The 23,703-nt window shown below is 63.2% G+C and carries 34 protein-coding genes; 33 read left to right on the top strand and 1 reads right to left on the bottom strand.

Going from position 1 to position 23,703, the window contains the following annotated elements:
• Nucleotides 1-136: 136 nt before the first annotated feature.
• The 32 genes from rpsL (at nucleotide 137) to ARC63_RS04120 (ending at nucleotide 19,807) form a co-directional block, all read left to right on the top strand.
• The gene (gene rpsL / locus ARC63_RS04275; protein WP_004145320.1) at nucleotides 137-511 is read left to right on the top strand and encodes a 30S ribosomal protein S12; all 375 of its coding nucleotides are present in this window, start codon (nucleotides 137-139) and stop codon (nucleotides 509-511) included.
• Nucleotides 512-523: 12 nt separating this feature from the next.
• Complete coding sequence (gene rpsG / locus ARC63_RS04270) at nucleotides 524-997, top strand: 30S ribosomal protein S7 (RefSeq protein WP_004145321.1); 474 nt, start codon at nucleotides 524-526, stop codon at nucleotides 995-997.
• 141 nt (nucleotides 998-1,138) lie between these two features.
• A complete protein-coding gene (gene fusA / locus ARC63_RS04265) occupies nucleotides 1,139-3,280 on the top strand; it encodes an elongation factor G (RefSeq protein WP_057502603.1) in 2,142 nt (713 codons plus the stop codon).
• A 52-nt stretch (nucleotides 3,281-3,332) separates the two neighbouring features.
• The gene (tuf, locus tag ARC63_RS04260; RefSeq protein WP_014036096.1) at nucleotides 3,333-4,523 is read left to right on the top strand and encodes an elongation factor Tu; all 1,191 of its coding nucleotides are present in this window, start codon (nucleotides 3,333-3,335) and stop codon (nucleotides 4,521-4,523) included.
• Nucleotides 4,524-4,855: 332 nt separating this feature from the next.
• A complete protein-coding gene (gene rpsJ / locus ARC63_RS04255) occupies nucleotides 4,856-5,167 on the top strand; it encodes a 30S ribosomal protein S10 (protein WP_005408208.1) in 312 nt (103 codons plus the stop codon).
• 11 nt (nucleotides 5,168-5,178) lie between these two features.
• The gene (gene rplC / locus ARC63_RS04250; protein WP_004145336.1) at nucleotides 5,179-5,829 is read left to right on the top strand and encodes a 50S ribosomal protein L3; all 651 of its coding nucleotides are present in this window, start codon (nucleotides 5,179-5,181) and stop codon (nucleotides 5,827-5,829) included.
• Nucleotides 5,830-5,841: 12 nt separating this feature from the next.
• Entirely contained in the window at nucleotides 5,842-6,447 is a 606-nt protein-coding gene (gene rplD, locus ARC63_RS04245) for a 50S ribosomal protein L4 (protein WP_004145337.1), read from the top strand.
• Nucleotides 6,444-6,743 carry a 50S ribosomal protein L23 gene (gene rplW, locus ARC63_RS04240; protein WP_004145338.1) on the top strand — a complete coding sequence of 100 codons (300 nt, stop codon included), beginning with the start codon at nucleotides 6,444-6,446 and terminating at the stop codon, nucleotides 6,741-6,743. The genes rplD and rplW overlap by 4 nt, the downstream gene beginning before the upstream one ends.
• 10 nt (nucleotides 6,744-6,753) lie before the next feature.
• Nucleotides 6,754-7,581: a 50S ribosomal protein L2 gene (gene rplB / locus ARC63_RS04235; protein ID WP_004145339.1), complete on the top strand. Its 828-nt coding sequence runs from the start codon at nucleotides 6,754-6,756 to the stop codon at nucleotides 7,579-7,581.
• A 6-nt stretch (nucleotides 7,582-7,587) separates the two neighbouring features.
• Nucleotides 7,588-7,857 (top strand): 30S ribosomal protein S19, encoded by a 270-nt coding sequence (gene rpsS / locus ARC63_RS04230; RefSeq protein ID WP_004154485.1) that lies wholly within the window; start codon nucleotides 7,588-7,590, stop codon nucleotides 7,855-7,857.
• A 12-nt stretch (nucleotides 7,858-7,869) separates the two neighbouring features.
• Nucleotides 7,870-8,205, top strand: a complete 336-nt coding sequence (rplV, locus tag ARC63_RS04225; RefSeq protein ID WP_004145348.1) for a 50S ribosomal protein L22 — start codon at nucleotides 7,870-7,872, stop codon at nucleotides 8,203-8,205.
• 18 nt (nucleotides 8,206-8,223) lie between these two features.
• Entirely contained in the window at nucleotides 8,224-8,958 is a 735-nt protein-coding gene (gene rpsC / locus ARC63_RS04220) for a 30S ribosomal protein S3 (RefSeq protein ID WP_005415414.1), read from the top strand.
• Between the two features lie 5 nt (nucleotides 8,959-8,963).
• Nucleotides 8,964-9,377 (top strand): 50S ribosomal protein L16, encoded by a 414-nt coding sequence (rplP, locus tag ARC63_RS04215; RefSeq protein ID WP_004154486.1) that lies wholly within the window; start codon nucleotides 8,964-8,966, stop codon nucleotides 9,375-9,377.
• Nucleotides 9,377-9,562, top strand: a complete 186-nt coding sequence (gene rpmC / locus ARC63_RS04210; protein ID WP_004154487.1) for a 50S ribosomal protein L29 — start codon at nucleotides 9,377-9,379, stop codon at nucleotides 9,560-9,562. The genes rplP and rpmC overlap by 1 nt, the downstream gene beginning before the upstream one ends.
• A gap of 11 nt (nucleotides 9,563-9,573) precedes the next feature.
• Entirely contained in the window at nucleotides 9,574-9,843 is a 270-nt protein-coding gene (rpsQ, locus tag ARC63_RS04205; protein WP_004154489.1) for a 30S ribosomal protein S17, read from the top strand.
• 12 nt (nucleotides 9,844-9,855) lie between these two features.
• Complete coding sequence (gene rplN / locus ARC63_RS04200; RefSeq protein WP_010483978.1) at nucleotides 9,856-10,224, top strand: 50S ribosomal protein L14; 369 nt, start codon at nucleotides 9,856-9,858, stop codon at nucleotides 10,222-10,224.
• A gap of 16 nt (nucleotides 10,225-10,240) precedes the next feature.
• Nucleotides 10,241-10,558 (top strand): 50S ribosomal protein L24, encoded by a 318-nt coding sequence (rplX, locus tag ARC63_RS04195; RefSeq protein WP_004154490.1) that lies wholly within the window; start codon nucleotides 10,241-10,243, stop codon nucleotides 10,556-10,558.
• Between the two features lie 11 nt (nucleotides 10,559-10,569).
• The gene (gene rplE, locus ARC63_RS04190) at nucleotides 10,570-11,112 is read left to right on the top strand and encodes a 50S ribosomal protein L5 (protein ID WP_004154491.1); all 543 of its coding nucleotides are present in this window, start codon (nucleotides 10,570-10,572) and stop codon (nucleotides 11,110-11,112) included.
• A gap of 18 nt (nucleotides 11,113-11,130) precedes the next feature.
• Nucleotides 11,131-11,436, top strand: a complete 306-nt coding sequence (gene rpsN, locus ARC63_RS04185) for a 30S ribosomal protein S14 (protein ID WP_005408209.1) — start codon at nucleotides 11,131-11,133, stop codon at nucleotides 11,434-11,436.
• 258 nt (nucleotides 11,437-11,694) lie between these two features.
• Nucleotides 11,695-12,093 (top strand): 30S ribosomal protein S8, encoded by a 399-nt coding sequence (rpsH, locus tag ARC63_RS04180; protein ID WP_005408210.1) that lies wholly within the window; start codon nucleotides 11,695-11,697, stop codon nucleotides 12,091-12,093.
• An 18-nt stretch (nucleotides 12,094-12,111) separates the two neighbouring features.
• Nucleotides 12,112-12,636: a 50S ribosomal protein L6 gene (gene rplF / locus ARC63_RS04175; RefSeq protein WP_014646052.1), complete on the top strand. Its 525-nt coding sequence runs from the start codon at nucleotides 12,112-12,114 to the stop codon at nucleotides 12,634-12,636.
• Nucleotides 12,637-12,668: 32 nt separating this feature from the next.
• On the top strand, nucleotides 12,669-13,022 hold the full coding sequence (rplR, locus tag ARC63_RS04170; protein ID WP_004154495.1) for a 50S ribosomal protein L18: 354 nt from the start codon (nucleotides 12,669-12,671) through the stop codon (nucleotides 13,020-13,022).
• Nucleotides 13,023-13,183: 161 nt separating this feature from the next.
• Nucleotides 13,184-13,726, top strand: coding sequence for a 30S ribosomal protein S5 (gene rpsE / locus ARC63_RS04165; RefSeq protein WP_005408213.1), 543 nt, complete (start codon nucleotides 13,184-13,186; stop codon nucleotides 13,724-13,726).
• Nucleotides 13,719-13,910 (top strand): 50S ribosomal protein L30, encoded by a 192-nt coding sequence (gene rpmD, locus ARC63_RS04160; protein ID WP_005408214.1) that lies wholly within the window; start codon nucleotides 13,719-13,721, stop codon nucleotides 13,908-13,910. Before rpsE ends, rpmD begins: the two co-directional genes overlap by 8 nt.
• Before the next feature lie 6 nt (nucleotides 13,911-13,916).
• Nucleotides 13,917-14,360 carry a 50S ribosomal protein L15 gene (rplO, locus tag ARC63_RS04155; RefSeq protein WP_004154498.1) on the top strand — a complete coding sequence of 148 codons (444 nt, stop codon included), beginning with the start codon at nucleotides 13,917-13,919 and terminating at the stop codon, nucleotides 14,358-14,360.
• A gap of 7 nt (nucleotides 14,361-14,367) precedes the next feature.
• Nucleotides 14,368-15,735: a preprotein translocase subunit SecY gene (gene secY / locus ARC63_RS04150; RefSeq protein WP_005408215.1), complete on the top strand. Its 1,368-nt coding sequence runs from the start codon at nucleotides 14,368-14,370 to the stop codon at nucleotides 15,733-15,735.
• Between the two features lie 347 nt (nucleotides 15,736-16,082).
• Nucleotides 16,083-16,439 (top strand): 30S ribosomal protein S13, encoded by a 357-nt coding sequence (gene rpsM / locus ARC63_RS04145; protein ID WP_004154500.1) that lies wholly within the window; start codon nucleotides 16,083-16,085, stop codon nucleotides 16,437-16,439.
• A gap of 11 nt (nucleotides 16,440-16,450) precedes the next feature.
• Nucleotides 16,451-16,840 (top strand): 30S ribosomal protein S11, encoded by a 390-nt coding sequence (rpsK, locus tag ARC63_RS04140; RefSeq protein WP_004145443.1) that lies wholly within the window; start codon nucleotides 16,451-16,453, stop codon nucleotides 16,838-16,840.
• A 15-nt stretch (nucleotides 16,841-16,855) separates the two neighbouring features.
• Nucleotides 16,856-17,485, top strand: a complete 630-nt coding sequence (gene rpsD / locus ARC63_RS04135; protein ID WP_004145446.1) for a 30S ribosomal protein S4 — start codon at nucleotides 16,856-16,858, stop codon at nucleotides 17,483-17,485.
• A gap of 55 nt (nucleotides 17,486-17,540) precedes the next feature.
• On the top strand, nucleotides 17,541-18,539 hold the full coding sequence (locus ARC63_RS04130; RefSeq protein ID WP_010483975.1) for a DNA-directed RNA polymerase subunit alpha: 999 nt from the start codon (nucleotides 17,541-17,543) through the stop codon (nucleotides 18,537-18,539).
• A 191-nt stretch (nucleotides 18,540-18,730) separates the two neighbouring features.
• The gene (gene rplQ / locus ARC63_RS04125) at nucleotides 18,731-19,114 is read left to right on the top strand and encodes a 50S ribosomal protein L17 (RefSeq protein WP_005408217.1); all 384 of its coding nucleotides are present in this window, start codon (nucleotides 18,731-18,733) and stop codon (nucleotides 19,112-19,114) included.
• A 186-nt stretch (nucleotides 19,115-19,300) separates the two neighbouring features.
• The gene (locus tag ARC63_RS04120) at nucleotides 19,301-19,807 is read left to right on the top strand and encodes a disulfide bond formation protein B (RefSeq protein WP_057502602.1); all 507 of its coding nucleotides are present in this window, start codon (nucleotides 19,301-19,303) and stop codon (nucleotides 19,805-19,807) included.
• Nucleotides 19,808-19,841: 34 nt separating this feature from the next.
• On the opposite strand, the gene ARC63_RS04115 is transcribed toward ARC63_RS04120, so the two are convergent.
• Nucleotides 19,842-21,965, bottom strand: a complete 2,124-nt coding sequence (locus tag ARC63_RS04115) for a TonB-dependent receptor (protein ID WP_057502601.1) — start codon at nucleotides 21,963-21,965, stop codon at nucleotides 19,842-19,844.
• Nucleotides 21,966-22,182: 217 nt separating this feature from the next.
• Between ARC63_RS04115 and ARC63_RS04110 the strand changes: the two genes are divergently transcribed.
• The gene (locus ARC63_RS04110; protein WP_010483972.1) at nucleotides 22,183-23,574 is read left to right on the top strand and encodes a class II 3-deoxy-7-phosphoheptulonate synthase; all 1,392 of its coding nucleotides are present in this window, start codon (nucleotides 22,183-22,185) and stop codon (nucleotides 23,572-23,574) included.
• The last annotated feature ends 129 nt before the right edge of the window (nucleotides 23,575-23,703 follow it).

The raw sequence follows: 23,703 nt of genomic DNA, 5'->3' as shown, positions 1-23,703 counted from the left end.
CTTGACAGGAGGCGTTTGACTGCTTTCCTGACGGGTTGCTACAATCGTCTGTCTCAGCAGGCCAGAATTTTGGCCTGCTTTAACATTTCCGCATCTCTGGTCGGATTTTCCGGCCACCAATCAGAAGAACCTACTGATGGCGACGATCAACCAGCTGGTCCGCAAGCCGCGGCAAGCGACCACCTACAAGAGTGCCTCGCCGGCGCTCGACAAGTGCCCGCAGCGCCGTGGCGTCTGCACCCGTGTCTACACCACCACTCCGAAGAAGCCGAACTCGGCTCTGCGCAAGGTTGCCAAGGTCCGCCTGACCAACCAGGAAGAAGTGATTTCCTACATCGGTGGTGAAGGCCACAACCTGCAGGAGCACTCCGTGGTCCTGATCCGCGGCGGTCGCGTCAAGGACCTGCCGGGTGTGCGTTACCACACCGTTCGTGGCTCGCTCGACGCCGCCGGCGTTGCCAAGCGTCGCCAGGCCCGTTCCAAGTACGGCGCCAAGCGTCCGAAGGCATAAGGAGAGAGCACTATGTCGCGTAAGGGTAATACTCCGCAGCGTTCCGTCCTGCCCGATCCGAAGCACGGAAGCGAAACCATCGCCCGCTTCATCAACATGGTCATGCAGAGCGGCAAGAAGTCCGTCGCCGAAAAGATCGTGTACGGCGCCATGGACGTGATCACCGAGAAGAACAGCAGCGCCAACGCCATTGAGCTGGTGCAGAAGGCTCTGGACAACGTCGCTCCGGCGGTCGAAGTCAAGTCGCGCCGCGTCGGTGGTGCCACCTACCAGGTGCCGGTCGAAGTGCGTTCGTCGCGCAAGATGGCTCTGGCCATGCGCTGGCTGATCGACTCCGCGCGCAAGCGTGGTGAGAACACCATGCCGAAGAAGCTGGCTGCTGAACTGATCGACGCCTCGGAAAACCGTGGCGGCGCCATCAAGAAGCGCGAAGAAACCCACCGCATGGCCGAAGCCAACAAGGCATTCGCCCACTACCGCTGGTGAGTTTGACGGCCTTGTAAAACAGGCAGGGCAGCACCACTTCGGTGCGTGCTGCCTCGCGGTCCCAGAAGGGCTGCGCCAATCCGAAGGCCGCCGAAAGGCGGCGTTCGGCCATCCGAAATCCAAGAAATCTGAGAGGCTCCCGTGGCCCGTTCCACTCCCATCGAGCGTTACCGTAACTTCGGCATCATGGCTCACATCGATGCCGGCAAGACCACCACGTCCGAGCGCATCCTGTTCTACACCGGCAAGAGCCACAAGATCGGTGAAGTGCACGACGGCGCCGCCACCATGGACTGGATGGAGCAGGAGCAGGAGCGTGGCATCACGATCCAGTCCGCTGCCACCACCGCGTTCTGGAAGGGCATGGACAAGTCCCTGCCGGAGCACCGCTTCAACATCATCGACACCCCCGGGCACGTCGACTTCACCATCGAAGTGGAGCGCTCGCTGCGCGTGCTCGACGGTGCCGTCTTCGTCCTGTGCGCCGTCGGTGGCGTGCAGCCGCAGTCGGAAACCGTGTGGCGCCAGGCCAACAAGTACCACGTGCCGCGCATCGCGTTCGTCAACAAGATGGACCGCACCGGTGCCAACTTCCAGAAGGTCGTCGGCCAGCTGAAGGCCAAGCTGGGCGCGGTTGCCGTGCCGATGCAGCTGCCGATCGGCGCTGAAGACAACTTCAAGGGCGTTGTCGACCTGCTGAAGATGAAGGCCATCCATTGGGATGAGGCTTCGCAGGGCATGAAGTTCGAGTACGTTGAAATCCCGGCCGAACTGCAGGGCCCGGCTGAAGAGGCTCGCCAGTTCATGGTCGAGACCGCTGCCGAAGCCAGCGAAGAGCTGATGGAAAAGTACCTGGGCGGCGAAGAGCTGGCTGAGGCTGAAATCATCAATGCGCTGCGTACCCGCACCCTGGCCACTGAAATCGTGCCGATGTACTGCGGCTCGGCCTTCAAGAACAAGGGCGTGCAGGCCATGCTGGACGGCGTGATCCAGCTGCTGCCGTCGCCGGTCGACGTGCCGGACGTGAAGGGCGTGGACGTTGACGACGACACCGTCGAAATGACCCGCAAGTCGGACGACAAGGCTCCGTTCTCGTCGCTGGCCTTCAAGATCATCACCGACCCGTTCGTCGGCGCGCTGACCTTCTTCCGTGTCTACTCGGGCACCCTGAACGGTGGCGACACCGTGCTGAACTCGGTGAAGGGCAAGAAGGAGCGCATCGGCCGCATCCTGCAGATGCACTCGAACAACCGCGAGGAAATCAAGGAAGTTCTGGCCGGTGACATCGCCGCTGCCGTGGGTCTGAAGGACACCACCACCGGTGACACCCTGTGCGCCGTGGACGCCCCGATCATCCTGGAGCGCATGACGTTCCCGGAGCCGGTGATCTCGATGGCCGTCGAGCCGAAGACCAAGTCGGACCAGGAAAAGATGGGTCTGGCCCTGGGCCGTCTGGCGCAGGAAGATCCGTCGTTCCGCGTCAAGACCGACGAAGAATCCGGCCAGACCATCATCTCGGGCATGGGCGAGCTGCACCTGGACATCATCGTCGACCGCCTGAAGCGCGAGTTCAACGTTGAAGCCAACGTCGGCGCGCCGCAGGTGGCCTACCGCGAAACCATCACCCTGGCCGACGTCAAGTCGGACTACAAGCACGCCAAGCAGTCCGGTGGTAAGGGTCAGTACGGTCACGTCGTGATCGAGCTGTCGCCGATCACCGCTGAAGATCGTGCCGATCCGAAGATCGCTCCGATGATCAAGGACGACTTCCTGTTCATCAACGACATCACCGGCGGCGTGATCCCGAAGGAATTCATTCCGTCGGTTGAAAAGGGCTTGCGCGAAACCATCACCAGCGGCCCGCTGGCTGGCTTCCCGGTCGTGGACGTCAAGGTGAAGCTGGTGTTCGGTTCGTACCACGACGTCGACTCCTCGGAAATGGCGTTCAAGCTGGCTTCGTCGATGGCCTTCAAGCAGGGCTTCGCCAAGGCCAAGCCGGTGCTGCTGGAGCCGATCATGAAGGTCGAGATCGTGACCCCGGAGGATTACCAGGGTGACGTGATGGGCGACGTCAGCCGTCGTCGCGGCGTGCTGCAGGGTTCCGACACCACCGGTGACGGTTCGGCCAGCATCATCAACGCGATGATCCCGCTGGGTGAAATGTTCGGCTACGCCACTGCGCTGCGTTCGCAGACCCAGGGCCGCGCCACCTTCACCATGGAATTCGATCACTACGAGCCGGCGCCGACCAACATCGCCGAAGCCGTCATGAAGAAGGGCTGAGCTTCGCTCAGCCTCTCTTGAAACCACTTACGAACAATCAAGGTATAGAACAATGGCAAAGGGTAAGTTCGAGCGCACCAAGCCGCACGTCAACGTCGGCACCATCGGTCACGTCGATCACGGCAAGACCACGCTGACCGCTGCACTGACCAAGATCGGTGCCGAGCGCTTCGGTGGCGAGTTCAAGGATTACTCCTCGATCGACGCCGCTCCGGAAGAAAAGGCGCGTGGTATCACGATCTCGACCGCGCACGTCGAATACGAATCCCCGATCCGTCACTACGCCCACGTCGATTGCCCGGGCCACGCTGACTACGTCAAGAACATGATCACCGGTGCCGCCCAGATGGACGGCGCGATCCTGGTGTGCTCGGCCGCTGACGGCCCGATGCCGCAGACCCGCGAGCACATCCTGCTGTCGCGTCAGGTCGGCGTGCCGTACATCGTCGTGTTCCTGAACAAGGCCGACATGGTTGACGACGCCGAGCTGCTCGAGCTGGTCGAGATGGAAGTGCGTGAACTGCTGAGCAAGTACGAGTTCCCGGGCGACGACACCCCGATCATCGCCGGTTCGGCCCGCCTGGCGCTGGAAGGCGACCAGAGCGACATCGGCGTGCCGGCCATCCTGAAGCTGGTCGACGCCCTGGACAGCTGGATCCCGGAGCCGGAGCGCGCGATCGACAAGCCGTTCCTGATGCCGGTGGAAGACGTGTTCTCGATCTCGGGCCGCGGCACCGTGGTGACCGGTCGTATCGAGCGCGGCGTGATCAAGGTTGGCGACGAAATCGAAATCGTCGGCATCCGTCCGGTACAGAAGACCACCGTGACCGGCGTTGAAATGTTCCGCAAGCTGCTGGACCAGGGTCAGGCAGGCGACAACGCTGGCCTGCTGCTGCGCGGCACCAAGCGTGACGACGTCGAGCGTGGCCAGGTCCTGGCCAAGCCGGGCACGATCAAGCCGCACACCAAGTTCGAAGGCGAAGTCTACGTCCTGTCGAAGGACGAGGGCGGCCGTCACACCCCGTTCTTCAACGGCTACCGTCCGCAGTTCTACTTCCGCACCACCGACATCACCGGCGCAGCTGCTCTGCCGGAAGGCGTCGAAATGGTGATGCCGGGTGACAACGTCAAGATGGTCGTCACCCTGATCAACCCGGTGGCAATGGACGAAGGCCTGCGTTTCGCCATCCGCGAAGGCGGCCGTACCGTCGGCGCCGGCGTGGTCTCGAAGATCATCGAGTAATCTGGTAGTATCTGCGCCCCGATGTTGCCTGGGTAGGGCATCGGGGCGTATCAAATGGGAAAGCAGGCACAGGATGTGCCTTGTGTTCCCCGGACCAGGAAGGGTCAATGCCATTCAGGCGGCGTCAACAGGCGACTGTTGACAGCTGCCTTGCGTGCCATTATGCTTCTACGTCTGGGCAGGCCTGGGAACGGGTCTGCCTACGTTTTTGAGGTCTATGGAATGACCTTGTCGGCCTGCAGGAGTGTGGGCCGTCCGTATTCAGGAATTTCATGGGACAAAGCAACCCAGAGGCTTTGTCTGTCGCTCTTTTAACGAAGGAACCTACCGCCATGGCGGACCAAAAGATCCGGATCCGGCTGAAAGCGTTCGATCATCGTCTGATCGACCGTTCGGCCAGCGAGATCGTTGAAACGGCAAAGCGGACCGGCGCGCAAGTGCGTGGCCCGATCCCGCTGCCGACCAAGATCGAGCGTTACACCGTTCTCGTTTCCCCGCACGTCGACAAGGACGCGCGTGACCAGTACGAGACCCGCACGCACAAGCGCGTGCTCGATATCGTTGACCCGAATGACAAGACCGTGGACGCGCTGATGAAGCTCGAACTGGCTGCCGGCGTCGACGTTCAGATCAAGCTGACCTGAGGACTACGACCATGACGAAGAAGTATTCGTTGGGCTTCGTGGGCCGCAAGGCCGGCATGAGCCGCGTGTTCACTGAAGATGGCCGCTCCATCCCGGTGACCCTGATCGAAGCAACCCCGAACCGCATCGCGCAGATCAAGACCGTCGAAACCGACGGCTACAGCGCCGTGCAGGTGACCGTCGGCGCGCGTCGCGCTGCCCTGGTCAACAAGCCGGAAGCCGGCCACTTCGCCAAGGCGAAGGTGGAAGCGGGTCGTGGCCTGTGGGAATTCCGCGTTGAAGACGCGCAGCTCGGCGATTTCGCCGTTGGCGGCGAAGTCAAGGCGGACATCTTCGAAGTCGGCCAGATCGTCGACGTCCAGGGTGTCACCAAGGGTAAGGGCTTCCAGGGCACCATCAAGCGCCACAACTTCCGTATGGGCGATGCAACCCACGGTAACTCGCTGTCGCATCGCGCGCCGGGTTCGCTGGGTCAGCGCCAGACCCCGGGTCGCGTTTTCCCGGGCAAGAAGATGTCGGGCCACATGGGCGCGGTGCAGCAGAGCACCCAGAACCTGGAAGTGGTCAAGGTCGACGTCGAGCGCGGTCTGATCGCCGTTCGCGGCGCCGTTCCGGGCGCGGCGGGTGGCGACGTGATCGTCCGTCCGGCGAGCAAGGCATAAGGAGAGATGACGATGGAACTCGTTATCACGGGTAGCAACAACAAGGTCTCGGTCTCCGACGCCGTGTTCGGTCGCGATTTCAGCGAAGATCTGGTCCACCAGGTCGTCGTTGCCTACCGCAACGCCGGTCGCGCCGGCACCAAGGCACAGAAGACTCGCTCCGAAGTGGCTGGTACCACCAAGAAGTCGAAGAAGCAGAAGGGCGGCGGCGCGCGTCATGGCGCACTGACGGCTCCGATCTTCGTCGGCGGCGGTGTCACCTTCGCGGCCAAGCCGCGCAGCTTCGAGCAGAAGGTCAATCGTAAGCAGTACCGTGCCGCCATGTGCGCGATCCTGTCCGAGCTGAACCGTCAGGGCCGTCTGACCATCGTGGAGTCCTTCGACGTCGAAGTGACCAACACGAAGGGTCTGATCGCCAAGCTGGCCGGCCTGGAAGTGGGCAAGCGCCCGCTGATCGTCACCGAAGAAGCGTCCGAGCACCTGTACCTGTCCGCCCGCAATCTGCCGTACGTGCAGGTGCGTGACGTCCAGGGTCTGGATCCGGTCTCGCTGGTGGGTGCCGACACGGTCGTCATCACCGCTGACGCGGTCAAGAAGGTCGAGGAGTGGCTGGCATGAACAGCAACGAAAAAATCTTCAGCGTGCTGCGTGCCCCGCGTGTCTCCGAAAAGACCGCGCGCCTGCAGGAACTCTCCAACCAGTATGTCTTCGAAGTTTCGAACGAAGCCACCAAGGCCGATGTAAAGGCCGCGGTTGAGCAGCTGTTCGACGTCAAGGTCGAAGCCGTCAACGTGGTCAACGTCAAGGGCAAGAACAAGTCCTTCCGTAACCGTGCTGGCCGCCGCGGCGATTGGCGCAAGGCGTACGTTCGCCTGGCCGATGGCCAGTCGATCGATGTAACGGCCAAGGCCTGAGGTACATCCCATGCCATTGATGAAATTCAAGCCCACTTCCCCCGGCCGCCGTTCGGCCGTGCGCGTGGTCACTCCCGATCTGCACAAGGGTGCTCCGCACGCTGCGCTGGTCGAGTCGCAGAGCCGCTCGGGTGGTCGTAACCACCATGGCCGCATCACCGTGCGTCACGTCGGTGGTGGTGCCAAGCAGCACTACCGCATCATCGACTTCAAGCGCAACAAGCTGGGCATCCCGGCGCGCGTGGAACGCATCGAATACGATCCGAACCGCACCGCGCACATCGCTCTGCTGTGCTACGTCGACGGTGAGCGTCGCTACATCATCGCCCCGAAGGGCCTGAAGGCTGGTGATCAGGTGATCGCTGGTTCGGATGCCCCGATCAAGGCCGGCAACACCCTGCCGCTGCGCAACATCCCGGTCGGCACCACCATCCACTGCATCGAACTGAAGCCGGGCAAGGGCGCTCAGATCGCTCGCGCCGCGGGTGCGGCCGTGCAGCTGGTGGCTCGTGAAGGCATCTACGCCACCCTGCGCCTGCGCTCGGGTGAAATGCGTAAGGTTCCGGTCGAGTGCTGCGCCACCATCGGCGAAGTCGGCAACGACGAGCACAGCCTGGAAAAGCTGGGCAAGGCCGGTGCCAAGCGTTGGCGCGGCGTCCGCCCGACCGTTCGTGGTGCTGCCATGAACCCGGTTGACCACCCGCACGGTGGTGGTGAGGCCAAGGCCGGCCAGGGTAATCCGCATCCGGTCACCCCGTGGGGTGTCCCGACCAAGGGTTACAAGACGCGCCATAACAAGCGCACTCAGCAGTTCATCGTCCGCGATCGTAGGGGCTAATCGACCATGGCACGTTCACTCAAGAAGGGCCCGTTCGTCGATCACCACCTCGTCAAGAAGGTGGAGGCCGCTGCGGGCAGCAAGAAGCCGATCAAGACCTGGTCGCGCCGTTCGATGATCCTGCCTGACATGGTAGGCGTCACCATTGCCGTGCATAACGGCAAGAACCACATCCCGGTTCTCGTCAACGAGAACATGGTCGGCCACAAGCTCGGCGAATTTGCCATCACCCGGACCTTCAAGGGTCACGGTGGTGACAAGAAGTCGGGCAAGTAAGGAGAGATGACAATGGAAGCGAAAGCCATCCTGCGCACTGCGCGCATCTCCCCGCAGAAGGCTCGTCTGGTCGCTGACCAGGTGCGCGGTCTGCCGGCCGAGCGTGCGGTCAACCTGCTGAAGTTCTCGGACAAGAAGGCTGCCCACCTGATCAAGAAGGTGGTGGAGTCGGCTATTGCAAATGCCGAAAACAACCAGGGCGCCGACGTCGACGAGCTGAAGGTTCAGACCATCATGGTTGATGAAGGTCCGACCCTGAAGCGTTTCATGGCGCGGGCGAAAGGCCGCGGTACCCGCATCCTCAAGCGCACCAGCCACATCACTGTGGTTGTGGGCGCCGCCAAGTAAGCGGATAAGGAAAAGACCATGGGTCATAAAGTTCATCCGATTGGTATCCGCCTCGGCATTTCCAAGGACTGGAACTCCAAGTGGTACGCCAACAAGGCCGAGTTCGCTGGTTACCTGGCAGCCGACCTGAAAGTGCGCGACATGCTGCGCAAGAAGCTGGCTCAGGCCGGCATCAGCAAGATCCTGATCGAGCGTCCGGCCAAGACCGCTCGCGTGACGATCCACACCGCCCGTCCGGGCGTGGTGATCGGCAAGCGCGGTGAGGACATCGAGAAGCTGCGCAAGGAAGTGAGCGAAATGATGGGCGTCCCGGCGCACATCAACGTCACCGAAGTGCGCAAGCCGGAACTGGACGCGCAGCTCGTTGCCGAGTCGATCGCCCAGCAGCTGGAGCGTCGCATCATGTTCCGCCGTGCAATGAAGCGCTCGGTCGGCAACGCGATGCGCCTGGGTGCCCTGGGCATCAAGGTCAACGTCGGTGGCCGCCTCAACGGTGCAGAAATCGCCCGTTCGGAGTGGTACCGCGAAGGCCGCGTGCCGCTGCACACCCTGCGTGCCGACATCGACTATGGCTTCGCTGAAGCCAAGACGACCTACGGCATCATCGGCATCAAGGTCTGGATCTACAAGGGCGAGGTCTTCGATTTCTCCCAGGTTGGCCAGGAAAAGCAGGACGACACCCCGTCGCGCAACGATCGTCACGATCGCGGCGACCGTGGTGACCGTCAGCGCCCGGCCCGTGAAGCGAGGTAACGACAATGTTGCAACCCAAGCGAACCAAGTACCGCAAGGTACACAAGGGCCGTAACGATGGCCTGAGCTGGAGCGCCAACGCTGTCAGCTTCGGCGAATACGGCCTGAAGGCAACCGCACACGGTCAGCTGACCGCGCGTCAGATCGAAGCGGCCCGCCGCTCGATCAGCCGCTACGTCAAGCGCGGCGGCAAGATGTGGATCCGCGTGTTCCCCGACAAGCCCATCACCAAGAAGCCCATCGAAGTCCGAATGGGTTCTGGTAAGGGTAACGTGGAATACTGGGTGGCCCAGATCCAGCCCGGCCGCATGATCTATGAAATCGAGGGTGTTTCCGAGGAAGTGGCTCGCGAGGCGTTCCGCCTGGCCGCCGCCAAGCTCTCGGTCACCACCACTTTCGTGACCCGTACGGTGCGCTGATGGATATCAAAACTCTCCGTGAAAAGTCGGCTGACGAACTCAAGGCCCACCTGATCGACCTGCGTAAGGAACAGTTCTCTGTCCGTATGCAGCAGGTCACCGGCCAGCTGCCGAAGACCCACGACATTCGCCGGGTCCGTCGCGAGATTGCTCGCGTCAAGACCCTGCTCGGCAGCACGAAGTAAGGATGGCCGCTATGAGCGACAATACTGAAAAGAAGACGCTGCGCACGGTCGAAGGCCGTGTCGTCAGCAACAAGATGGACAAGACGGTTACCGTCCTGGTTGAGCGTCAGGTCAAGCACGCGTTGTACGGCAAGTACATCAAGCGCTCGACGAAGCTGCACGCCCACGATGCCGACAACGCCTGCAAGGAAGGCGATGTCGTCCGCGTGACCGAGATTGCTCCGATGTCCAAGACCAAGAACTGGCGCGTGGTGGAAGTCATCACGCGTGCGGCTGAATAAGGAGTCTGAATCATGATCCAGATGCAGAGCTACCTTGACGTCGCGGACAATTCGGGTGCCAAGCAGGTGATGTGCTTCAAGGTGCTGGGTGGTTCCAAGCGCCGTTACGCCGGCATCGGCGACATCATCAAGGTCACCGTGAAGGATGCGATTCCGCGCGGCAAGGTCAAGAAGGGTGAAGTGTATGACGCCGTCGTGGTGCGTACCCGCAAGGGTGTGCGTCGCGCCGACGGTTCGCTGATCCGCTTCGACGGCAACGCGGCCGTCCTGCTGAACAACAAGCAGGAGCCGATCGGTACCCGTATCTTCGGGCCGGTGACCCGTGAACTTCGTTCGGAGAAGTTCATGAAGATCGTCTCGCTCGCTCCCGAAGTGCTGTGAGCGACAGGAGATAATCATGGCTAACCGTATCAAGAAGGGCGACCAGGTTGTCGTCAACGCTGGCAAGGACAAGGGCAAGCAGGGCGAAGTCGTCCGCGTCGACGGCGACCGTGTGGTCGTCGCCAACGTGAACATCGTCAAGCGCCACACCAAGCCGAACCCGCAGGCAGGTGTTGCCGGCGGCGTGGTCGAGCGCGAAGCTTCGATCCATATCTCCAACGTGAATGTTCTGAATCCGGCTTCGGGCAAGGGCGAACGCGTTGGCTTCAAGGTGCTGGAGGATGGACGCAAACTGCGTGTGTTCCGCTCCAGCGGTGAGGCGCTCGACGCCTGAGGAATGAGAAGATGAGTTCCCGTCTCGAAAAGTTCTACAAGGACGAAGTGGTGCCGGCGCTGATGAAGCAGTTCGGCTACACCAATCCGATGGAAGTGCCGAAGCTGGTCAAGGTCACCCTGAACATGGGTGTCGGCGAAGCGGCCACCAACAAGAAGATCCTGGAAAACGCCGTCGGCGACATGACCAAGATTTCCGGCCAGAAGCCGGTTGTCACCAAGTCGCGTGTGTCGGTTGCGTCGTTCAAGATCCGTGATGGTTGGCCGATCGGCTGCAAGACCACGCTGCGTCGCCACAAGATGTACGAGTTCCTGGATCGCCTGATCAACATCTCGCTGCCGCGCGTGCGCGACTTCCGTGGTGTTTCCGGTCGTTCCTTCGACGGCCGCGGCAACTTCAACATGGGTGTGAAGGAGCAGATCATCTTCCCGGAAATCGACTTCGACGCCGTCGACGCGATCCGCGGTATGGATATCGCCATCACCACCACTGCGAAGACCGATGCGGAAGCGAAGGCGCTGCTGGCAGCGTTCAAGTTCCCGTTCCGTAACTGATCTGTCGAGGAAACCGAAATGGCAAAGACCTCCATGGTCAACCGCGACATCAAGCGGGAAAAGCTGGCAAAGAAGTACGCTGAAAAGCGTGCGGCTCTGAAGAAGATCGTGTCCTCCGTGGACGCGACCTACGAAGAGAAGATCGACGCCGCAACCAAGCTGGCCAAGCTGCCGCGCGATTCGTCGCCGAGCCGCCAGCGCAACCGTTGCGAGCTGTCGGGTCGTCCGCGTGGCGTCTACAGCAAGTTCGGCCTCGGCCGTAACAAGCTGCGTGAAGCCACCATGCGTGGCGACGTCCCGGGTCTGCGCAAGGCCAGCTGGTAATCCCAGCCGGCCCTGCGATCGGGAGCCCCTTCGGGGGTTCCTGAACCGGGCAGGGGAGGCATTCAGCTTTCCCGACGCAAAAAAACCGAAGAGCCCGGCGCAAGCCGGGCTCTTTTGGCGTATACTCCCGCGTCTTGCCCTGCGCAAACGGGGTCGTAGGAGTGGGCTTCCGGCCCGCTGCATCAAGGGACCTGGCCCGTTTCCAGGAGACAACAGATTTTCGCGAAAGCGGATATCGGTGCACTCAAAGGTACTCATATGAGCATGACTGATCCCATCGCCGACCTGCTGGTCCGCATCAAGAATGCGGCCGCGGTTGGCAAGCAGACGGTGAAGGCCCCGTCGTCCAAGATCAAGGTTGCGATCGCCCAGGTCCTGAAGGACGAGGGTTACATCACCGACCTGCGCGTGACCCAGCTGGAAAACAACAAGTCCGAGCTGGAAATCGTGCTGAAGTATTTCGAAGGCAAGCCGGTCATCGCGACCCTGAAGCGCTTCTCGCGTTCGGGCCTGCGCCAGTACCGCGGCAAGAGCGAGCTGCCGAAGGTCATGAACGGCCTGGGTATCTCCATCATTTCCACCTCCAAGGGCATCATGACTGATGCGCAGGCGCGCCAGCTGGGCGTCGGCGGCGAAGTCCTGTGCTTCGTGGCCTAAGGCGAAAGGAGTAGAACTATGTCCCGCGTAGCCAAGAAGCCGATTACCCTGGGTAAGGTTGAACTGAACGTCCAGTCGGACAGCGTCACCGCCAAGGGCCCGAAGGGTACCCTGTCGCTGGCCAAGCCGGCCGGTATTGCCATCAACGTCGACAACGGCGTTGCCACCCTGAGCACCGAGAACGCCGAGCTGGTCGCACTGACCGGTACCGTGCGTGCGATCCTGTCCAACATGGTCAAGGGCGTGTCCGAAGGCTTCGAGCGCAAGCTGGAGCTGGTCGGCGTGGGTTACCGTGCTGCCATGCAGGGCAAGGACCTGAGCCTGTCCCTGGGCTTCTCGCACCCGGTCGTGTTCGTGGCGCCGGAAGGCATCACCATCACCACCCCGACCCAGACCGAGATCCTGGTCCAGGGCGCTGACAAGCAGGTCGTCGGTGAAGTTGCCGCCAAGATCCGTGCGTTCCGCAAGCCGGAGCCGTACAAGGGCAAGGGCGTGAAGTACTCCGACGAAGTCATCATCCGTAAGGAAGCCAAGAAGGCCTAATTAGGCGCTTCCGCTTTCAAAGGAAAAACATCATGAACAAGAACATCGCCCGCCTGCGTCGCGCCAAGTCGACCCGCGCCCACATCCGTGAGCTCGGCGTCGCCCGCCTGTCGGTGCTGCGCACCGGCCAGCACCTGTACGCCCAGGTCTTCACCGCCGACGGTTCCAAGGTGCTGGCTGCCGCCAACACCACCCAGACCGACGTCAAGGAAGGCCTGAAGAACGGCAAGAACGCCGATGCCGCCGCCAAGGTTGGCCGCATCGTTGCCGAGCGCGCCAAGGCCGCCGGCATCGAGAAGGTTGCCTTCGATCGTTCGGGCTACCGCTACCACGGCCGCATCAAGGCCCTGGCAGAAGCCGCCCGCGAAGCCGGCCTGCAGTTCTAAGGGATAAGGGCAGGGGACCTGTGGTCTCCTGCCCGCCTGCTCGCCCGCCTGAGTGAGGCGGGACGGCGCCACTCTTCTGCAGTGGTCCACCGGAACAACGCGACATTCCACAACCATAAGCGGCCTCGAGCCGTACATACCCAAACAACCAAGGAATCAACATGGCAGAAGAGCGTCAGCAGCGGGGTCGCGATCGCGACCGTAACCGCGAAGAGAAGATCGACGACGGCATGATCGAAAAGCTGGTCGCGGTCAACCGCGTCAGCAAGACCGTCAAGGGTGGCCGCCAGTTCACCTTCACCGCCCTGACCGTGGTCGGCGACGGCGAAGGCAAGGTCGGTTTCGGTTATGGCAAGGCCCGCGAAGTGCCGGTCGCCATCCAGAAGTCGATGGAGCAGGCCCGCAAGAACCTGGTCAGCGTTGACCTGAACAACGGCACCCTGTGGCACACCATCAAGGATGGTCACGGCGCAGCCCGCGTGTTCATGCAGCCGGCTTCGGAAGGTACCGGCGTCATCGCCGGCGGTGCCATGCGCGCCGTGCTGGAAGCCGTTGGCGTGAAGAACGTGCTGGCCAAGGCCACCGGTTCGCGCAACCCGATCAACCTGGTGCGTGCCACCGTGAAGGGCCTGTCTGCTGCGCAGTCGCCGGCCCGCATCGCGGCCAAGCGCGGCAAGAAGGTGGAGGAACTCAACCATGGCTAATGAGTCCAACAAGACTGTCAAGGTCCGCCTGGTGCGTGGCCTGCGTGGCACCCAGTCGCGTCACCGCCTGTCGGTGCGTGCCCTGGGCCTGAACAAGCTCAACGATGTGCGTGAACTGAAGGACAGCCCGCAGGTGCGCGGCCTGATCAACAAGGTTCAGTACCTCGTCCAGGTTGAGGAGTAATCGACCATGACTCTGCGTCTCAATGAACTGAGCCCGGCACCGGGCGCCCGCACCGAGCGCACCCGCGTCGGTCGCGGTATCGGCTCGGGCCTGGGCAAGACTGCCGGCCGCGGCCACAAGGGTTCGTTCGCCCGCAAGGGTGGCGGCAAGATCAAGGCTGGCTTCGAAGGCGGCCAGACCCCCATGCAGCGTCGTCTGCCGAAGATCGGCTTCCGTTCGCCGATCGCCAAGGACACCGCTGAAGTGCTGCTGTACGCGCTGGACAAGCTGCCGGCCGGTGAGATCGACTTCGCCGCCCTGCGTGCTGCCAAGCTGGTCCCGAGCACTGCGAAGAAGGCCAAGGTCGTCGTCAAGGGCGAAGTGACCAAGGCGTTCACCCTGAAGGGTATCGCTGCCACGGCGGGTGCCAAGGCCGCGATCGAAGCTGCCGGCGGCAGCGTAACGGAGTAAGAAAATCATGGCGCAAGCTGGCATCGGTAACCTCGCGGGCGGAATGGGCAAGTTCACTGAACTTCGCCAACGTTTGCTGTTCGTCGTCGGGGCTTTGATCGTCTATCGCATCGGCTGCTACGTGCCGGTGCCGGGCGTCAATCCCGATGCCATGCTTGCCATGATGCAACAGCAGGGCGGCGGCATCGTGGACATGTTCAACATGTTCTCGGGCGGCGCCCTGCACCGTTTCAGCATCTTCGCGCTGAACGTGATGCCGTACATCTCGGCATCGATCGTGATGCAGCTCGCCGTGCACATCTTCCCCGCCCTGAAGGCGATGCAGAAGGAAGGTGAGTCCGGCCGCCGCAAGATCACCCAGTATTCGCGCATCGGCGCCGTGCTGCTGGCAGTGGTGCAGGGCGGTTCGATCGCGCTGGCCCTGCAGGGCCAGGTCTCGCCGTCGGGCGCTCCGGTCGTGTACGCGCCGGGCATGGGCTTTGTGCTCACCGCCGTGGTCGCGCTGACCGCCGGCACCATGTTCCTGATGTGGGTTGGTGAGCAGGTCACCGAGCGCGGCATCGGCAACGGTGTGTCGCTGATCATCTTCGCCGGTATCGTCGCTGGCCTGCCGGGTGCGATCATCCACACCTTCGACGCCTACCGCGACGGCAACATCCAGTTCATCCAGCTGCTGCTGATCGCCATCGTCGTGCTCGCCTTCACCTTCTTCGTGGTGTTCGTCGAGCGTGGCCAGCGCCGGATCACGGTCAACTACGCGCGCCGCCAGGGCGGTCGCAATGCGTACATGAACCAGACCTCGTTCCTGCCGCTGAAGCTCAACATGGCCGGCGTCATCCCGGCGATCTTCGCCTCGAGCCTGCTGGCCTTCCCGGCCACCCTGGCCATGTGGTCCGGCCAGGCCGCCAACCAGAGCAGCTTCGGCCAGGTCCTGCAGAAGGTCGCCAACGCGCTGGGCCCGGGCGAGCCGCTGCACATGATCGTCTTCGCCGCGCTGATCACCGGTTTCGCGTTCTTCTACACCGCGCTGGTGTTCAACTCGCAGGAAACCGCCGACAACCTGAAGAAGTCGGGCGCGCTGATTCCGGGCATCCGTCCGGGCAAGGCCACTGCCGACTACATCGACGGCGTGCTGACCCGCCTGACCGCGGCCGGCTCGGCCTACCTGGTGATCGTCTGCCTGCTGCCGGAACTGATGCGCACGCAGCTGAACGCCTCGTTCTACTTCGGCGGTACTTCGCTGCTGATCGTGGTGGTGGTGGTGATGGACTTCATCGCCCAGGTGCAGGCGCACCTGATGTCCCACCAGTACGAGAGCCTGCTGAAGAAGGCCAACCTGAAGGGCGGCAACCGCGGCGGTTTTGCCCGCGGCTGATTGGCCTGTTATACTTTCGTCTTCCTGACGTGATGGTCCCTCCGCTTCGCGGACTCCGGCCACACAAACGAAGGGCGGCCCCCGCAGCGGTTCCGGGTGGGGGTGTGATGAGGTGGTCCCGCGCTGGAGTAGCGCGGGCGGCTCCGGGGGAAACCCCAGGTCCAACCCCATCCGGCGCCGGAGCCTGGGCACACTCCCCAGGCCGGGTTCATGAAACCAATGGTTTCACGGGCTTCCATGTAAACCGGAACCTTGTTAGTATCGCTAGTTCACTTTTTTGATCCATCCTGCCGGATTGGCGTGCCCGAGGCGCGCTGTCGGCCATCACTCAGCTGGAGAACCGCGTCATGGCGCGTATTGCAGGCGTCAACCTGCCAGCCCAGAAGCACGTCTGGGTCGGGTTGCAAAGCATTTACGGCATCGGCCGTACCCGTTCGAAGAAGGTCTGCGAAGTCGCAGGCGTTGCTTCGACCACCAAGATCCGCGATCTGTCGGAGCCGGAAATCGAGCGCCTGCGCGCCGAAGTCGGCAAGTACATCGTGGAAGGCGATCTGCGCCGTGAGATCGGCATCGCGATCAAGCGCCTGATGGACCTGGGCTGCTACCGCGGCCTGCGTCACCGTCGTGGCCTCCCGCTGCGTGGCCAGCGCACCCGTACCAACGCCCGCACCCGCAAGGGTCCGCGCAAGGCGATCAAGAAGTAAGGGACTGAGAAATGGCTAAGCCCGCTGCTAAGACCAAGAAGAAGATCAAGCGCGTCGTCACCGACGGCGTTGCCCACGTCCACGCTTCGTTCAACAACACCATCGTCACCATCACCGACCGCCAGGGCAACGCTCTGTCGTGGGCGACCTCCGGTGGCGCTGGCTTCCGCGGTTCGCGCAAGTCGACCCCGTTCGCTGCCCAGGTGGCTGCTGAAAAGGCCGGTCGTGCTGCGCTGGACTACGGCGTGAAGTCGCTGGAAGTCCGCATCAAGGGCCCGGGTCCGGGCCGTGAGTCGGCCGTGCGTTCGTTGAACAACGTCGGCTACAAGATCACCAACATCATCGACGTGACGCCTATCCCGCACAACGGGTGCCGTCCGCCGAAGAAGCGTCGCGTCTAAAGGGAGCGATAAGAAATGGCTCGTTATATCGGTCCTACCTGTAAGCTCGCCCGTCGCGAAGGCGCCGACCTGTCCCTGAAGAGCCCGGCGCGTGCGCTGGACTCGAAGTGCAAGCTGGAGCAGAAGCCCGGCCAGCACGGCGCCACTGCCCGCAAGGGCAAGCTGTCCGACTACGCCACCCAGCTGCGTGAAAAGCAGAAGGTCAAGCGTATCTACGGCCTGCTGGAGCGTCAGTTCCGCAACTACTACAAGAAGGCCTCGACCAAGAAGGGCAACACCGGCGAGAACCTGCTGCAGCTGCTGGAAACCCGCCTGGACAACGTCGTCTACCGCATGGGCTTCGCCGTGACCCGTCCGGCTGCCCGTCAGCTGGTGTCGCACCGCGGCGTCACCGTGAATGGCAAGTCGGTCAACCTGGCTTCGTACCAGGTCAAGGCTGGCGACGCCATCGCCCTGTCTGAAAAGGCTGCCAAGCAGCTGCGCGTCCAGGAAGCCCTGACCGTCGCCGCCCAGCATGACCTGAGCCCGTCGTGGGTTGAAGTGGATTCCGGCAAGTTCACCGGCATCTTCAAGGCTGTTCCGGATCGTTCGGATCTGCCTGCGGACATCAACGAAGCGCTGATCGTCGAGCTGTATTCGAAGTAATTCACATTGGAGAGCCCCCGGCGACGGCCGGGGGTTCACTAGGAGAACCCGCAACATGACGGTTACCGCCAACCAGGTTCTGCGTCCTCGCGGTCCGCAGATCGAACGCCTTACCGACACCCGTGCAAAGGTCGTTATCGAACCTTTGGAGCGGGGTTACGGGCATACGCTGGGTAATGCCCTGCGTCGCGTGCTGCTGTCGTCCATCCCGGGCTTCGCCATCACGGAAGTCGAAATCGACGGCGTGTTGCATGAGTACACCACGGTCGAAGGTCTGCAGGAGGACGTGCTCGAAGTCCTGCTGAACCTGAAGGACGTGGCCATCCGTATGCACTCCGGCGACAGCGCCACCCTGTCCCTGTCCAAGCAGGGCCCGGGCGTTGTCACCGCTGCCGATATCAAGGTCGACCACAATGTGGAGATCCTGAACGGCGAACACGTGATCTGCCACCTGACCAAGGATACGGCGATCAACATGCGTCTGAAGATCGAACGTGGTTTCGGCTACCAGCCGGCTGCCGCGCGTCGTCGTCCGGACGAAGAAACCCGTGCCATCGGCCGCCTGGTCCTGGATGCCTCGTTCTCGCCGGTCCGCCGCGTCGCCTATGCCGTTGAAGCGGCCCGCGTCGAACAGCGTACCGACCTGGACAAGCTGGTCATCGATATCGAGACCAACGGCACCATCGACGCCGAGGAAGCCGTGCGCACCGCCGCCGACATCCTCAGCGACCAGCTGTCGGTGTTCGGTGACTTCACCCACCGCGACCGCGGTGCGGCGAAGCCGGCCAACAACGGCGTGGATCCGGTGCTGCTGCGCCCGATCGACGATCTGGAGCTGACCGTGCGTTCGGCCAACTGCCTGAAGGCTGAAAGCATCTACTACATCGGCGATCTGATCCAGAAGACCGAAGTGGAGCTGCTGAAGACCCCGAACCTGGGCAAGAAGTCGCTCACCGAGATCAAGGAAGTGCTGGCTCAGCGCGGCCTGTCGCTCGGCATGAAGCTGGAGAACTGGCCGCCGGCCGGTGTCGCCAGCCACGGCATGCTGGGCTGATATCGGTAATGCCTGAAGGCTCCACCGTTCGCGGTGGGGCCTTCAACGCAACACAACATGCCACGACGAACCGCAGGTTCGCGGGGCAGGTCGTCCAGGACGGGCGGCCAGGACCAACCGCAGTCCGCGCAGCAACGCCAGGAAGGCGACAACGATCCGCACAGCCTCATCATTAACCAAGGAATATCACCATGCGTCACCAGAAGTCTGGCCGTAAGTTCAGCCGCACCAGCGCCCACCGCGAAGCGATGTTCAAGAACATGGCTGCCTCGCTGTTCAAGCACGAGCTGATCAAGACCACCCTGCCGAAGGCCAAGGAACTGCGCCGAGTTGCCGAGCCGCTGATCACCCTGGCCAAGGTCGACTCCGTCGCCAACCGCCGTCTGGCCTTCGCCCGCCTGCGCGACAACGAAGCCGTGGGCAACCTGTTCACCATCCTGGGCCCGCGCTACGCGAACCGTCCGGGCGGCTACCTGCGTCTGCTGAAGTGCGGTTTCCGCGCCGGCGACAACGCGCCGATGGCCTACGTCGAGCTGGTCGACCGTCCGGTCGTGGCCGAGGAAGTGGCCGAGTAATCGGACTGCTCCAACGCGACACAGCGAAAGCCCGGCCTCTGCCGGGCTTTTGCGTTTGAGGGGGCCGGATTCCGTTTCTGCGGAACGGGCTCTGACCCACACCGTTCCGACAGGCGTCACCTGTGGCGGTTCAGGCGGCGCGCACTCTCGGTTACGCTTGGCGCCTGATCCATTCGAGCGTTGACGATGAATCCACTGCGCTGGCCCTTCCGCGCCCAGTTCTTCCTGGGCTTCCTGATCTGCGCGGGCCTGCTCGCCTACGCGATCTTCCTGCAGCTGAAGATGGGCCTGGAGCCGTGTCCGTTGTGCATCTTCCAGCGCCTGGCATTTGCCGCGCTGGGGCTGCTGTTCCTGATCGGTGCACTGCACGGGCCTTCCAACCGTCCCGGCCGCGCGACCTATGGCGTGCTGGCCTTCATTGCCGCCGCAGTGGGTGTCGGCATCGCCGCGCGCCACGTCTACGTGCAGATGCTGCCGCCGGAAATGGGTTCCACCTGTGGCCCGCCGCTGGCCTTCCTGAGCGAGACCATGGGCCCGCTGGAAGTGTTCCGCACCGTGCTGACCGGTACCGGCAACTGCGGCAACATCGACTGGACGTTCCTGGGCCTGACCATGCCGATGTGGTCGGCCGTGTGGTTCGTGCTGCTGGCGCTGTGGGCGCTGGTGGTGTCGCTGCGCAAGGTCAAGCGCTGAAGCAGGGCAGTGCCGGCCGCTGGCCGGCACTACCTCAGAAGTCCTGCTGCAGGCTCAGGTAAGCGCCACGGCGCGGCCCCCACTGCGGGGCGAACACGCCGACACCGCCGCCATCGCGCAGCTGGTAGCTGCGGTCCAGTGCGTTGATCACGGCCAGCTGCACATGCAGCGGATGACCGCTGTCGGCGTTGAAATCGTGTCCGGCGCTGAGATTCACCTGCAGGTAGGACGGCAGCTCGCCACCATTGGGCACGCCCTCGATGTCCGAACGCAGGCCGCTGCCGAACACGTAGTTGGCCCCGATCCGGTTGTGCCCGGCGAAGGCGTAACTGAGGCCACCGGACGACGTCAGCTTCTGGTCGTGGTCGAGGTGGATCCAGTGGTTGGCCACATAGGCCAGCGCGTCCGGATCGAGGTTGTACTGGCCGGTGATGACGTCGGTACCGATGGCCTTGTTCAGCGCGGCGTTGAAGTAGGCGCTGAACGGACCGTTGCTGTAGTCGGCACTGAACTCCAGGCCGCGGATATGGCCACGGCGATAGTTGAAGGTCGAATAGATGTAGGCGGCGCCGAACTGGCCTTCGTCCTGCAGGCGGGCGACGCGTCGGTCATACGCATCCAGGCCCAGGGTCAGGTGCTCGCCCAGTTGCTGCGAGACGCCGATGTCGTAGTAGTCGCTGCGCTCGGCCAGCGGCGTGTTGTTGCCGCCGCTGGGCTGCTGATTGGTGGTGCCGTCGTATAGCGCGATGTCGCTGCTGGCGATCAGTTCGCTGGCCGGTGGCGTGAAGTAACGTGAATAGCCGGCGTGCACGGTGGTGCTGTCGCTGGCATTCCAGACCACGCCCACGCGCGGGCTGAGCTGGCCCTCGGTGTGGCCGAAGGCTTTGTAGCGGTCGCCACGCAGGCCGTAGTTCACGGTCCAGTCGTCGCCGAGCTTCCATTCGTCCTGCACGTACAACGCCAGCGTGCTGGCATGGAACGCGCTGCGGTCAGGTATCAGCAGCGGTGTGGTGCTGGACTGCTGGCCGGCATCATCAACCGGGAACACCCAGCTGTTGTTGCTGGCCCGCGCGTTCTCGTAATTGCCGTACAGGCCGTAGCGCAGCGTGTGGTCGTTGCCCAACGGCGTCGAGAAGTCGGCCTGCAACGTGTTGGCGCGGTTGCTGCGCTGGACCTGCGAGGCGACGCCGCTGAACACCAGATCGCCGACCACATCGGGAATGAAGCCGACATCGCTGTAACGCTGCCCGGCCGAGACCTGGTAGGCGGTGTCGCCCAGTGTGCCCTGCAGCACCAGCATGCCGAAGCGCGTGGTCTCGCGCTGGGTCTCATCCAGCTGGCTGGAATCGAAGGTGGTGGTATCCAGGTAGCCGAACTGCGGCGTCTGGCCGGGGTTGACCGGAATCTGGAAGCGGTTGTTGGCGAAGCCGGCGAACACGCTCAGGCGGGTGGTGTCGTTGACCAGATAGGTCAGGTCGGCGAACGCCTTGCCTTGGTGGGTATCGTCATGCTCCGGCTTGCGCGAACGGGTCGGGTTCTCCAGGCCGACTTCGTTCTGGTCGTAGTTGCCGGTCAGGAACCAGCTCCAGCGCCCCTGCGACCCCCACCATGAGGCATTCGGATTGACCTTGCCGAACGAGCCGGTGGTGATGCCGACGCTGCCGCCATTGCCGAGCTCGGCGCCACTGCGGGTGGTGATGTCGACCACCGCGGCGGTGCGCTCGCCAAACTGTGCTGGCAATGCCCCGTCCATCAGCCGGATGCTCTTGATCGTGCGCGCATCCAGGGTCTGGCCGAAGCCGGAGATCGATTCGGGCAACAGCACGCCGTTGATGCGGTACTGCAGATTGGCGTGGTCGCCGCGCACGTGCACGCCACCATAGGAATCCTGGACCACGCCCGGCGCCTGCAGCAGCACCTGGCTGAGCGGCGCGGAGGCGCCCAGCGGCTGCTTCTGGATGTCCTCGGCGGTGATCTGGTACTGACTGCTGCCGATGTCCGGCGACAGTGCGTTGCGGGCCTGGTCGAGCTGGGCGCTGACGGTGACCGTGTCGAGGTCCTTCACGGGAGCGGCGGCATCGGCGGCCACAGCGAGGGAAGGCAGGCTGGCCAGGGTCAGGGCGAAGGTGATGCCGGTAGCGAGCAGGGAGGGCTTCATGGCGGATACGCTGTGGAAGGGGCCAATGGGGATTGAGTGTTACTTCGTAACAGTGCGTGGCGAATCATGCGCCTGTCCGGCTGGCCGTGGGCATGCCGCTTTTGGCCGATCGCGATGCCTTTTCCCCGGCGTTCAGTCATGTGCAGACGCCGTTCGACCCTTTGCGACAGCGGTCGGCTCTGCGACCATGAACGTCTCCCACCTCCGGAAGCCTGCAATGAGCCTGTCCGCCGTTTCGCCTGTCCCCGATCCCGTCGCAGCGGCCACCGGCGCTGCCTGGTCGCCGGAGAGCTGGCGTGGCAAGACCGCGCTGCAGATGCCGACCTACCCGGACCCTGTGGCGCTGGACGCTGCCCTGCACGAGCTGAAGCGGCTGCCGCCGCTGGTCACCTCGTGGGAGATCCTCGCGCTGAAGCAGCAGCTGGCCGAGGCCCAGGAGGGCAAGCGCTTCCTGCTGCAGGGTGGCGACTGCGCCGAGAATTTCAGCGACTGCGAATCGGGCACCATCTCCAACCGCCTGAAGGTGCTGCTGCAGATGAGCCTGGTGCTGGTTCACGGCCTGCGCCAGCCGGTGATCCGCGTCGGTCGTTTCGCCGGCCAGTACGCCAAGCCGCGTTCGGCCGATACCGAGACCCGCGACGGTGTGACGCTGCCGAGCTACCGCGGCGATGTGATCAACGCGCCGGCCTTCACCGAGGCGGCGCGCCTGCCGGACCCGAAGCGGATGCTGCAGGCCCACGCGCACTCCGCGATGACGATGAACTTCGTGCGGGCGCTGATCGATGGTGGCTTCGCCGACCTGCACCACCCCGAGTACTGGAACCTGGAGTGGGTAAGCCACTCGCCGCTGGCCGCCGAGTACCAGAAGATGGTGGCCTCGATCGGTGATGCGGTGCACTTCATGGAGACCCTGGCCGGGGCCCGCGTGCACAACCTCAACCGCATCGATTTCTACACCTCGCACGAGGCGTTGCTGCTGCCCTACGAGCAGGCGCTGACCCGGCAGGTGCCGCGCCAGCAGGGCTGGTTGAACCTGAGCACGCATTACCCGTGGATTGGCATGCGCACCGCTGCGCTCGATGGCGCACACGTGGAATACCTGCGTGGCGTGCGCAATCCGATCGCGATCAAGGTCGGCCCATCGGTGACGCCGGACCAGCTGCTGCGCCTGATCGACGTGCTCAACCCGCATGACGAACCGGGCCGCCTGAGTTTCATCCACCGCATGGGTGCGGCGCAGATCGCCGAGAAGCTGCCGCCGCTGCTGGATGCGGTCAAGCGCGATGGCCGTCGCGTGCTGTGGGTGTGCGATGCGATGCATGGCAACACCGAAAGCACCGCCAACGGTTTCAAGACACGTCGCTTCGACAATGTGCGTGGCGAAGTGGAGATGTCGTTCGATCTGCATGCGGCCGCAGGCACGCGCCTGGGTGGTGTGCACCTGGAGCTGACCGGCGAAGACGTGACCGAGTGCACCGGTGGCGCGCGCGAACTGACCGAGCGTGACCTGGAGCGCGCGTATCGTTCAACGGTGGACCCGCGGTTGAATTACGAGCAGTCGCTGGAGATCGCGATGGCGATCGTCCGCAAGCAGGAGCAAGTGCGGTAAGGGTTTTTCGGCAGGGCTTGCAGCCCTGCACCTGCCCAGAATCCGAAGCAACAGCAAAAGCAACAGCAGAAGCGGCATTCCGTGGGATGGCGGGGCGGTGTGGGTGGTCAGGACACGCCGTAAACCTGT

This window comes from Stenotrophomonas geniculata ATCC 19374 = JCM 13324, from assembly GCF_001431625.1.
GTDB lineage: Bacteria > Pseudomonadota > Gammaproteobacteria > Xanthomonadales > Xanthomonadaceae > Stenotrophomonas > Stenotrophomonas geniculata.
This window is presented reverse-complemented; position numbering and strand designations above follow the sequence as displayed.

Bases quoted from the DNA above. Each gene is read 5' to 3' on its own strand.
- rpsL (WP_004145320.1), top strand. From the start codon at position 137: ATGGCGACGATCAACCAGCTGGTCCGCAAGCCGCGGCAAGCGACCACC.
- rpsG (WP_004145321.1), top strand. From the start codon at position 524: ATGTCGCGTAAGGGTAATACTCCGCAGCGTTCCGTCCTGCCCGATCCG.
- tuf (WP_014036096.1), top strand. From the start codon at position 3,333: ATGGCAAAGGGTAAGTTCGAGCGCACCAAGCCGCACGTCAACGTCGGC.
- rpsJ (WP_005408208.1), top strand. From the start codon at position 4,856: ATGGCGGACCAAAAGATCCGGATCCGGCTGAAAGCGTTCGATCATCGT.
- rplC (WP_004145336.1), top strand. From the start codon at position 5,179: ATGACGAAGAAGTATTCGTTGGGCTTCGTGGGCCGCAAGGCCGGCATG.
- rplD (WP_004145337.1), top strand. From the start codon at position 5,842: ATGGAACTCGTTATCACGGGTAGCAACAACAAGGTCTCGGTCTCCGAC.
- rplW (WP_004145338.1), top strand. From the start codon at position 6,444: ATGAACAGCAACGAAAAAATCTTCAGCGTGCTGCGTGCCCCGCGTGTC.
- rplB (WP_004145339.1), top strand. From the start codon at position 6,754: ATGCCATTGATGAAATTCAAGCCCACTTCCCCCGGCCGCCGTTCGGCC.
- rpsS (WP_004154485.1), top strand. From the start codon at position 7,588: ATGGCACGTTCACTCAAGAAGGGCCCGTTCGTCGATCACCACCTCGTC.
- rplV (WP_004145348.1), top strand. From the start codon at position 7,870: ATGGAAGCGAAAGCCATCCTGCGCACTGCGCGCATCTCCCCGCAGAAG.
- rpsC (WP_005415414.1), top strand. From the start codon at position 8,224: ATGGGTCATAAAGTTCATCCGATTGGTATCCGCCTCGGCATTTCCAAG.
- rplP (WP_004154486.1), top strand. From the start codon at position 8,964: ATGTTGCAACCCAAGCGAACCAAGTACCGCAAGGTACACAAGGGCCGT.
- rpmC (WP_004154487.1), top strand. From the start codon at position 9,377: ATGGATATCAAAACTCTCCGTGAAAAGTCGGCTGACGAACTCAAGGCC.
- rpsQ (WP_004154489.1), top strand. From the start codon at position 9,574: ATGAGCGACAATACTGAAAAGAAGACGCTGCGCACGGTCGAAGGCCGT.
- rplN (WP_010483978.1), top strand. From the start codon at position 9,856: ATGATCCAGATGCAGAGCTACCTTGACGTCGCGGACAATTCGGGTGCC.
- rplX (WP_004154490.1), top strand. From the start codon at position 10,241: ATGGCTAACCGTATCAAGAAGGGCGACCAGGTTGTCGTCAACGCTGGC.
- rplE (WP_004154491.1), top strand. From the start codon at position 10,570: ATGAGTTCCCGTCTCGAAAAGTTCTACAAGGACGAAGTGGTGCCGGCG.
- rpsN (WP_005408209.1), top strand. From the start codon at position 11,131: ATGGCAAAGACCTCCATGGTCAACCGCGACATCAAGCGGGAAAAGCTG.
- rpsH (WP_005408210.1), top strand. From the start codon at position 11,695: ATGAGCATGACTGATCCCATCGCCGACCTGCTGGTCCGCATCAAGAAT.
- rplF (WP_014646052.1), top strand. From the start codon at position 12,112: ATGTCCCGCGTAGCCAAGAAGCCGATTACCCTGGGTAAGGTTGAACTG.
- rplR (WP_004154495.1), top strand. From the start codon at position 12,669: ATGAACAAGAACATCGCCCGCCTGCGTCGCGCCAAGTCGACCCGCGCC.
- rpsE (WP_005408213.1), top strand. From the start codon at position 13,184: ATGGCAGAAGAGCGTCAGCAGCGGGGTCGCGATCGCGACCGTAACCGC.
- rpmD (WP_005408214.1), top strand. From the start codon at position 13,719: ATGGCTAATGAGTCCAACAAGACTGTCAAGGTCCGCCTGGTGCGTGGC.
- rplO (WP_004154498.1), top strand. From the start codon at position 13,917: ATGACTCTGCGTCTCAATGAACTGAGCCCGGCACCGGGCGCCCGCACC.
- secY (WP_005408215.1), top strand. From the start codon at position 14,368: ATGGCGCAAGCTGGCATCGGTAACCTCGCGGGCGGAATGGGCAAGTTC.
- rpsM (WP_004154500.1), top strand. From the start codon at position 16,083: ATGGCGCGTATTGCAGGCGTCAACCTGCCAGCCCAGAAGCACGTCTGG.
- rpsK (WP_004145443.1), top strand. From the start codon at position 16,451: ATGGCTAAGCCCGCTGCTAAGACCAAGAAGAAGATCAAGCGCGTCGTC.
- rpsD (WP_004145446.1), top strand. From the start codon at position 16,856: ATGGCTCGTTATATCGGTCCTACCTGTAAGCTCGCCCGTCGCGAAGGC.
- ARC63_RS04130 (WP_010483975.1), top strand. From the start codon at position 17,541: ATGACGGTTACCGCCAACCAGGTTCTGCGTCCTCGCGGTCCGCAGATC.
- rplQ (WP_005408217.1), top strand. From the start codon at position 18,731: ATGCGTCACCAGAAGTCTGGCCGTAAGTTCAGCCGCACCAGCGCCCAC.
- ARC63_RS04120 (WP_057502602.1), top strand. From the start codon at position 19,301: ATGAATCCACTGCGCTGGCCCTTCCGCGCCCAGTTCTTCCTGGGCTTC.
- ARC63_RS04115 (WP_057502601.1), bottom strand. From the start codon at position 21,965: ATGAAGCCCTCCCTGCTCGCTACCGGCATCACCTTCGCCCTGACCCTG.
- ARC63_RS04110 (WP_010483972.1), top strand. From the start codon at position 22,183: ATGAGCCTGTCCGCCGTTTCGCCTGTCCCCGATCCCGTCGCAGCGGCC.